We start from the raw sequence: 5,852 nt of genomic DNA, 5'->3' as shown, positions 1-5,852 counted from the left end.
GCCCAGCGCAGGGTGCCGCCGCGCAAGGCGGTGGTGGCAACTTCCACCACCCAGGCGGGGGCGGCTTTGGCCTTGGTTTTGCTGGAGGATGCGGGTTCAGCAGCAGACACGGGCGCCGCAAGTGCCGTGGTCTTGCCCCCGGCTGTTGACGGTTGTGGGGCGGGTGCTGCCAGTTGTGCCAGGTTGATCTGGCCCGCCGCGTCGCGCGTGGCGGTCACCACGGGCGCCGTCAGCTCCACATGCTGCAGGCGCACCACCTGTTCCAGCGGGCGCACATCGGCCATGTCGATCTTCAGGCGCTCGTAGCTCAGCAGGTCGGCGCCCTGGCGGTCTGCAATGCGCACGCCGCTGGCTTGCACGGTGCCGCTCAGCTTCACGGCCATGCGCGGGTGCTGCTCGAAGTCCACCTTCACATCTGCATCCGCCGTGGCGCTTTGCACCTTGATGGGCAGGCTGGCGGGCAGGTAGCCCAGGTAGGGCGCAAGGTTCAGCCCGTCCAGCCTGATCTGCGCATCCGCCTTGCCCGTCTGTGCGAACGGGGTGCCCTGGGCGGACGAGTCGAACCGGCTGCCATTGAGCGTGAATGCCAGGCGCGGCTCCACCTTCACCTCGCGTTGCGACGGCAGGGTGCTGATGAAGGGCACCGTCAAGGCCAGCGCACGCACTTCGTGGGTTTTGTTCACGGTGGTGTCCGTGAAATCGACGCTGCCGTTCGTCAGCGCGAGGTTGTAGAGCGCCAGCCGCGCTGGGCCCGTGTCAGGCTCGGGTTCGGTGGGGGGCGCGGTGACCTTGGCAAGGATGTCGTCCACGTCATACCGGCCGTCGCCCAGGTGGGTGATCCGCAGCACCGGGTTTTCGATGGTGAAAGCGTCCACCACGGGGGCCAGCCGCAGCAGGGATTGCAGCTCGCCATCGGCGTAGATGCGGCCAATGGTCAGCTGCGCAGGCGCGCCGTCTGCGCCTGCCACGACCACGTCGCGCAGGGCGAATTCCAGGCTCCAGGGCCGAAAGTCGATGCCCCCCACGGTGACGGTGCGGCCCAACTGTTCGGACGCTATGCGCTCCAGTGGGCCCTTGACCAGCGGCGGGATGGCAAGCCAGGTGAGCAGCCACAGGGCGATCAAACCCGCCAGCGCGCGGACAGACGGACGGAACCAGCGGTGCTGGCGCAGGGTGGCAAAAGAAACGGAGCGCAGGGAGATCGGCATGGCGGCAGGCAAGGGGTGGGCGCCGCGGCCCCAGAGGGGGCTGGTGAAAAACCAGAGGGCTCGCGCGCGAGCCGCCTATTGTCCCTGTTGTGCGTCAGCCGAGGTAAGCCATTGCAACAGGTGGGCGGGAGTGGTTCAAGATTGTTGACAGTGAGGTACGGAGTTCTTCGCTGCGCTCACTGGGCGAAGCCCAGCACCACCCTGCGGGTGGTGGCGCTTTTCTTTTCAATCTTGGTGACGACGATGGCGCCGATCTCCGACGTGTTGGCCACATGCGTGCCGCCACAGGGTTGTAGGTCGATCAATGGCGCGTCGCCCTCGCCACCGATGCGGATGGTGCGGATACGCCCTGTGCCGCGCGGGGGCTGCACGCTCATGCTTTTGACCAGGGCGGGGTTGGCGTCCAGTTCCTCATCGCTGATCGAGGCCACAGTGAGCGGGTGCGCAGCGGCCACCAGGGCGGCAATGGCGGTGGTGAGGGATTCCTTGTCCAGAGGGTCGGTCATGGCAAAGTCCAGCCGCGCATAGTCGGGCGTGATGGAGCAGCCGTTGACCAGCTGCGGCACCACATGGCACAGCAGGTGGCTGGTGGTGTGCAGCCGCATCATGCGGTGGCGGCGCTCCCAGTCGATGCGGGCCGTGACGGCGGTGCCTGGTGCCTGTTGTGCCAGCTGCGCCACACGCTCTTCCTGCCCTGGGGCGGGGATGTGCACGATGTCGCTAGTGGGGTTGCCATCTGCGTCCTTGCCCTTGCGGGTGTCGGCAATGGCGATCTGCGTGCCATCTGCCAGCACCAGCACGCCGCTGTCACCGGCCTGGCCGCCGCCCAGCGGGTAGAACACGGTCTGGTCCAGAACGATGCCGACTTCCGTGATGGCGGTGATGTGGGCGCTGCATTCGCGCTGGTAGGCGTCTTGTCTGAAGAGGTCTTGGGTCATGCGGTGATGGTAGCGGGATGGGTGGCGGCGCCCAGCTGTGGGGCGAGCGCTATGCTGGGCTGGACGGGTTATGCCACCCCACCACTACCACTCCACCCTCGGACTTTCATGAACATGCCTTTACCCTCATCACCGTTGTCGCCTGCTCCGCCCCCGATCTCGCGCATGGCGGTCTGGGTGTCACGCATACTGGATGGATTGCTGCTGGGCCTGTGCGTGGCGCTGTTGGCGCTGTCGTATTACACCTTCACGCTGCACTGCGAGAGCTTCGGCTGCATCGGCGTGGGGCTTTTGTGGATGCTCTGGGCCGTGTGTGTCGCCGTGGGCTGGGTGGTGGCGCTGGTGGTACGTGCATGGCAGCGCCGCCGTGGTCTGGGCAGCAGGGTCAGCGGGTGGGCATCGACCGTGCTGCTGGTGATGGGAGTGGGGCATCTGCTGTACTGGCTGGGCAATATGGTGCTGAAGTGACGCAGCCCTGAACAGGCCCTAACATCACGGCATGACCGCTGCTGCCGCTCCCCAACCTGCCTCCCTCACCTTGCCCTCGCGTTTCTGGGCCGACCTGTCCACTCGCGACTTTGCAGCGTTGCAGCACAGCGGCCAGGCCGACCAGGTGGTGGCCGTGCTGCCCGTGGCCGCCGTCGAGCAGCATGGCCCGCATTTGCCGCTGTCGGTGGATGCCACGCTGCTGCAGGGCGTGATTGACGCGGCGTTGCCGCAGATGCCCGCCGACCTGCCCGTGCTGTTCTTGCCGCCGCAGAACGTGGGCCTGAGCCCCGAGCACATCCGCTTTCCGGGCACGCTCACCCTCTCGCCCGCCACGGTGATCGCGCTGTGGACCGAGATCGGCGAATGTGTGGCCCGCGCGGGCGTCAAGAAGCTATTGCTGTTCAACGGCCATGGCGGCCAGGTCAGTGTGATGGACATCGTGGCGCGCGAGTTGCGCACGCGCTGCGACCTGCTCGTGTACAGCGCCAGCTGGTTCAGCCTGCCGCTGCCCGATGCGGTGGCGGGGCAGTTCAGCGGACAGGAGCACCGCTTTGGCATTCACGCGGGCGAGATCGAAACATCGATGATGCTGCACCTCGCTCCGGGCGTGGTTCACATGGAGCATGCGCGGGATTTCCGCTCCACCTCGCAGGACCGGTCGGAGCTCTACGCCATTTTGGGCAACGGCAAAAGCGCCAAGCTGGGCTGGCACATGCAGGATTACCACCCGGCGGGCGCGGTGGGCAATGCGGCCGCCGCCACGGCCGACAAAGGGCGGACAGTGGTGGAAGCTGCGGCAGCGCAGTTGTCGGCGCTGCTGCAGGAGCTGTCAGCCTTGCCCCTGGCCACTGTGGTTCAGGGCGTGGCGCCGCTGTAGCGGTTCAAAATGGCTGCCTGCCGACGTTGGACCTCGTTTGTTGGCCAGCTGATCTGCAGGCGCGGCGCCATACAGACCGGCTAGCGCGTCACCCATCCGCCACAGACAGGAAACACCTGGCCCACAAAGCAGGCGGCGGCATCGCTGCAAAGGTATGCCGCGAACAGAGCATCCTCTCGAGCGCCCACCAAGCGCCCCAAGGGAACTTCGCGCGCCAGACGTTCCTGGAACCTGGGGTTGGCCTGGACCTCCGCAGGGAAGTAGGTCGGGTTGTCGACGAAGTTCTGTGCAATCGCATTGAACTGGATGTTCTGGGGTGCGAGTTCGACCCCTACAGCCTGCACGTAGGCCAGCTGAGCCCCCCGCGCAGCGCTATAGGTTGATGTGCGTTTCATGCCCCGCAAGGCCGCGGCGCTGCCTATGAGAAGAATTCTTCCGCCTCCGCGGTGCTCCATGCTCGGCACCACGGCGCGGATCAGGCGTGGCAGTGGGTCCACCAGTGCGGCAAAGACTTCTTGCCATTCCTGTTCGCTCACCTCGGTGGCGTGGGTGCTCGGGGCATGGATTGACAGGTTGGCAACCAAGACGTCAATGGCGCCAGCTTCTGCCACCACTTGCTGCGCTGCATCGGGATGCACCAGCGGGTGGTGACTGGCGATAACGGTTGCGCCCTGCTCCGCCATCACCTCACACAGTGTGGGCCCCATGAACTCGGAGGCCTGGGTGATCAGGATACGTTTGCCTTTCAGTGTGTCGTGCATGGTGTCTCCCACTTGCGGGGGCGGCGCACCAACCGGCGCCGTAGCGAAGGACCGATCCGTGCCCTTTGTATGCTGATCCGCTGGTGCAACGCAAGGGTTTCAAACCCATGGGCTGCGCTGGGTATTGCCGTGGTGAGTAGCACTCGGCAGTGCATTCCATCGAGTCCGTTCTCGCGATTCTCACGCGTGTGTGACCCACCCCGCGTGCTCCACCTCGTTCAGGTGCGGCAGGGTGTTGAACGTCTGCAGCATCAGCCGCTTGGGCGCAATCGAGAACTCCGTCACCGCGCTGTTGCGGATGCGCATGTTCAGCGCAATCGTCACCTCGGGCGCGGTGCCCAGCACCTCACCCACGGCGGTGGAGATGGGGCCGCCGCTGCTCACCAGCAATACATTCTGGCCCGCGTGGTGGTGGCGCACATGGTCGAGCGCGCTGCGCACACCGGCGGAAAACTCGTTCCAGCTGGGCATGCCCTGGGGGCTGATGACACCGGCCATCCACTGCGCCAGCGCGTCGCACAGGATGCGGAAGTGCTGGCGGTACAGCTCGGGCGTGTCGGCCTTGCCCAGCGGTTGGGGGTGGATGGCGGCAATCAGCGCGTGGCTGTCGTATTCATTGAGGCCGGGCAGGCGCAGCGCCTCGGGGGCGGCGCCCAGGCCTTCCACGATCCCGTCTAGTGTCTGCACATGGCGCTGCAGCGTGCCGGTGATGACAGCGTCAAAGCGCTGGCCGCGTTCGCGCCAGAACTGGCCCAGCCGCACCGCCTGCTGGTGGCCAACGGGGCTGAGCTGGTCGTAGTTTTCTGCGCCAAACGAGGCCTGGCCATGGCGCACGAGGTAGAGGGTTCCCATCCGCCGGATTGTGATGAACCCGGCGCAGCACGCTTGTCGCTAGTGCGACCTGTGCTATTAATTTGAGAGTTGATGATGCTGCGCTGCAGCAGCGGGACGGTGTTTGGCTCAGACCAGCGTTGTCAGCCAGAAGAACAGCCCGCGCAGCACCAGCTCGACCAGTAGCCACGCCGGCAGCGCAAACAGAGCGCCCAGACCGATCACGATGGCGCGTCCCTGCCAGCCGCCGTTTTTCCACCAGTGACCCAGCAGTCCGGCGCTCCAGGGGCTGTTGTGCATTTGCATCTGGGGCAAGCGGTGGATGAAGTCGCGGCGCAGCAGCGCTTCGTCAAACAGGGCTTCGCCGTTGAGGCGCAGTGGCACGACACCCAGGCCGATCAGCAGCTGCTGGCGCGTGCAGGTGACCTGGTGCGCTGGGGCCTGGTAGCGCCTGTTGCCCACCCGGGCCTGCACCTGCTGGCCATCGGTGCCGATACGGATGCTTTCCAGCGCCTTCAGCCTGCGCCACAGAACCAGGGGCAGGATCATCGGCACAAGGGCCAGCACTACCAGGCCATACGGTAGCCACATGGGGCAGGCTTTGCCGGGGGCGCAGTCGTGCTGGTAGAACATGGGCCATATCCAGTACAGCAGGGCGCCCATGACCAAAAGCGCCAGGGCGCTGGTGGCCAGCAGCAGGCGGCGGCGCGTGCGGGTGCTGCCGGGCAGCGCCTTGACCATGGTCACC

Annotated in this window: 7 protein-coding genes; 2 read left to right on the top strand and 5 right to left on the bottom strand. The window is 66.1% G+C overall.

Translation table 11 applies throughout. From position 1 onward, the window contains the following. Together DBR12_RS23125 and DBR12_RS17715 are read right to left on the bottom strand one after the other, a co-directional pair. On the bottom strand, positions 1 to 1,208 hold a 1,208-nt coding region (locus DBR12_RS23125), incomplete at its 3' end, for a DUF748 domain-containing protein (RefSeq protein ID WP_233244768.1). A gap of 176 nt (positions 1,209 to 1,384) precedes the next feature. Continuing rightward, a complete protein-coding gene (locus tag DBR12_RS17715; RefSeq protein WP_108618468.1) occupies positions 1,385 to 2,146 on the bottom strand; it encodes an alanyl-tRNA editing protein in 762 nt (253 codons plus the stop codon). 108 nt (positions 2,147 to 2,254) lie between these two features. Between DBR12_RS17715 and DBR12_RS17710 the strand changes: the two genes are divergently transcribed. Both DBR12_RS17710 and DBR12_RS17705 read left to right on the top strand, forming a co-directional pair. Then, positions 2,255 to 2,614, top strand: coding sequence for a hypothetical protein (locus DBR12_RS17710; RefSeq protein WP_233244757.1), 360 nt, complete (start codon positions 2,255 to 2,257; stop codon positions 2,612 to 2,614). Positions 2,615 to 2,645: 31 nt separating this feature from the next. Further along, positions 2,646 to 3,512 carry a creatininase family protein gene (locus DBR12_RS17705; protein WP_108618466.1) on the top strand — a complete coding sequence of 289 codons (867 nt, stop codon included), beginning with the start codon at positions 2,646 to 2,648 and terminating at the stop codon, positions 3,510 to 3,512. Between the two features lie 80 nt (positions 3,513 to 3,592). Here DBR12_RS17705 and DBR12_RS17700 read toward each other — a convergent pair whose 3' ends face one another. The 3 genes from DBR12_RS17700 to DBR12_RS22235 form a co-directional block, all read right to left on the bottom strand. Continuing rightward, positions 3,593 to 4,273: an SDR family oxidoreductase gene (locus DBR12_RS17700; protein ID WP_108618478.1), complete on the bottom strand. Its 681-nt coding sequence runs from the start codon at positions 4,271 to 4,273 to the stop codon at positions 3,593 to 3,595. 180 nt (positions 4,274 to 4,453) lie between these two features. Further along, positions 4,454 to 5,125 (bottom strand): histidine phosphatase family protein, encoded by a 672-nt coding sequence (locus DBR12_RS17695; RefSeq protein WP_108618465.1) that lies wholly within the window; start codon positions 5,123 to 5,125, stop codon positions 4,454 to 4,456. Positions 5,126 to 5,233: 108 nt separating this feature from the next. After that, the coding region (locus DBR12_RS22235) for a hypothetical protein (protein ID WP_158275013.1) at positions 5,234 to 5,852 on the bottom strand (619 nt) is incomplete at its 5' end.

Source organism: Acidovorax sp. HMWF029, assembly GCF_003060895.1.
Classification (GTDB): domain Bacteria; phylum Pseudomonadota; class Gammaproteobacteria; order Burkholderiales; family Burkholderiaceae_C; genus Acidovorax.
The sequence above is the reverse complement of the archived record's forward strand: the minus strand, read 5'-3'. Positions and strand labels throughout refer to the sequence as shown.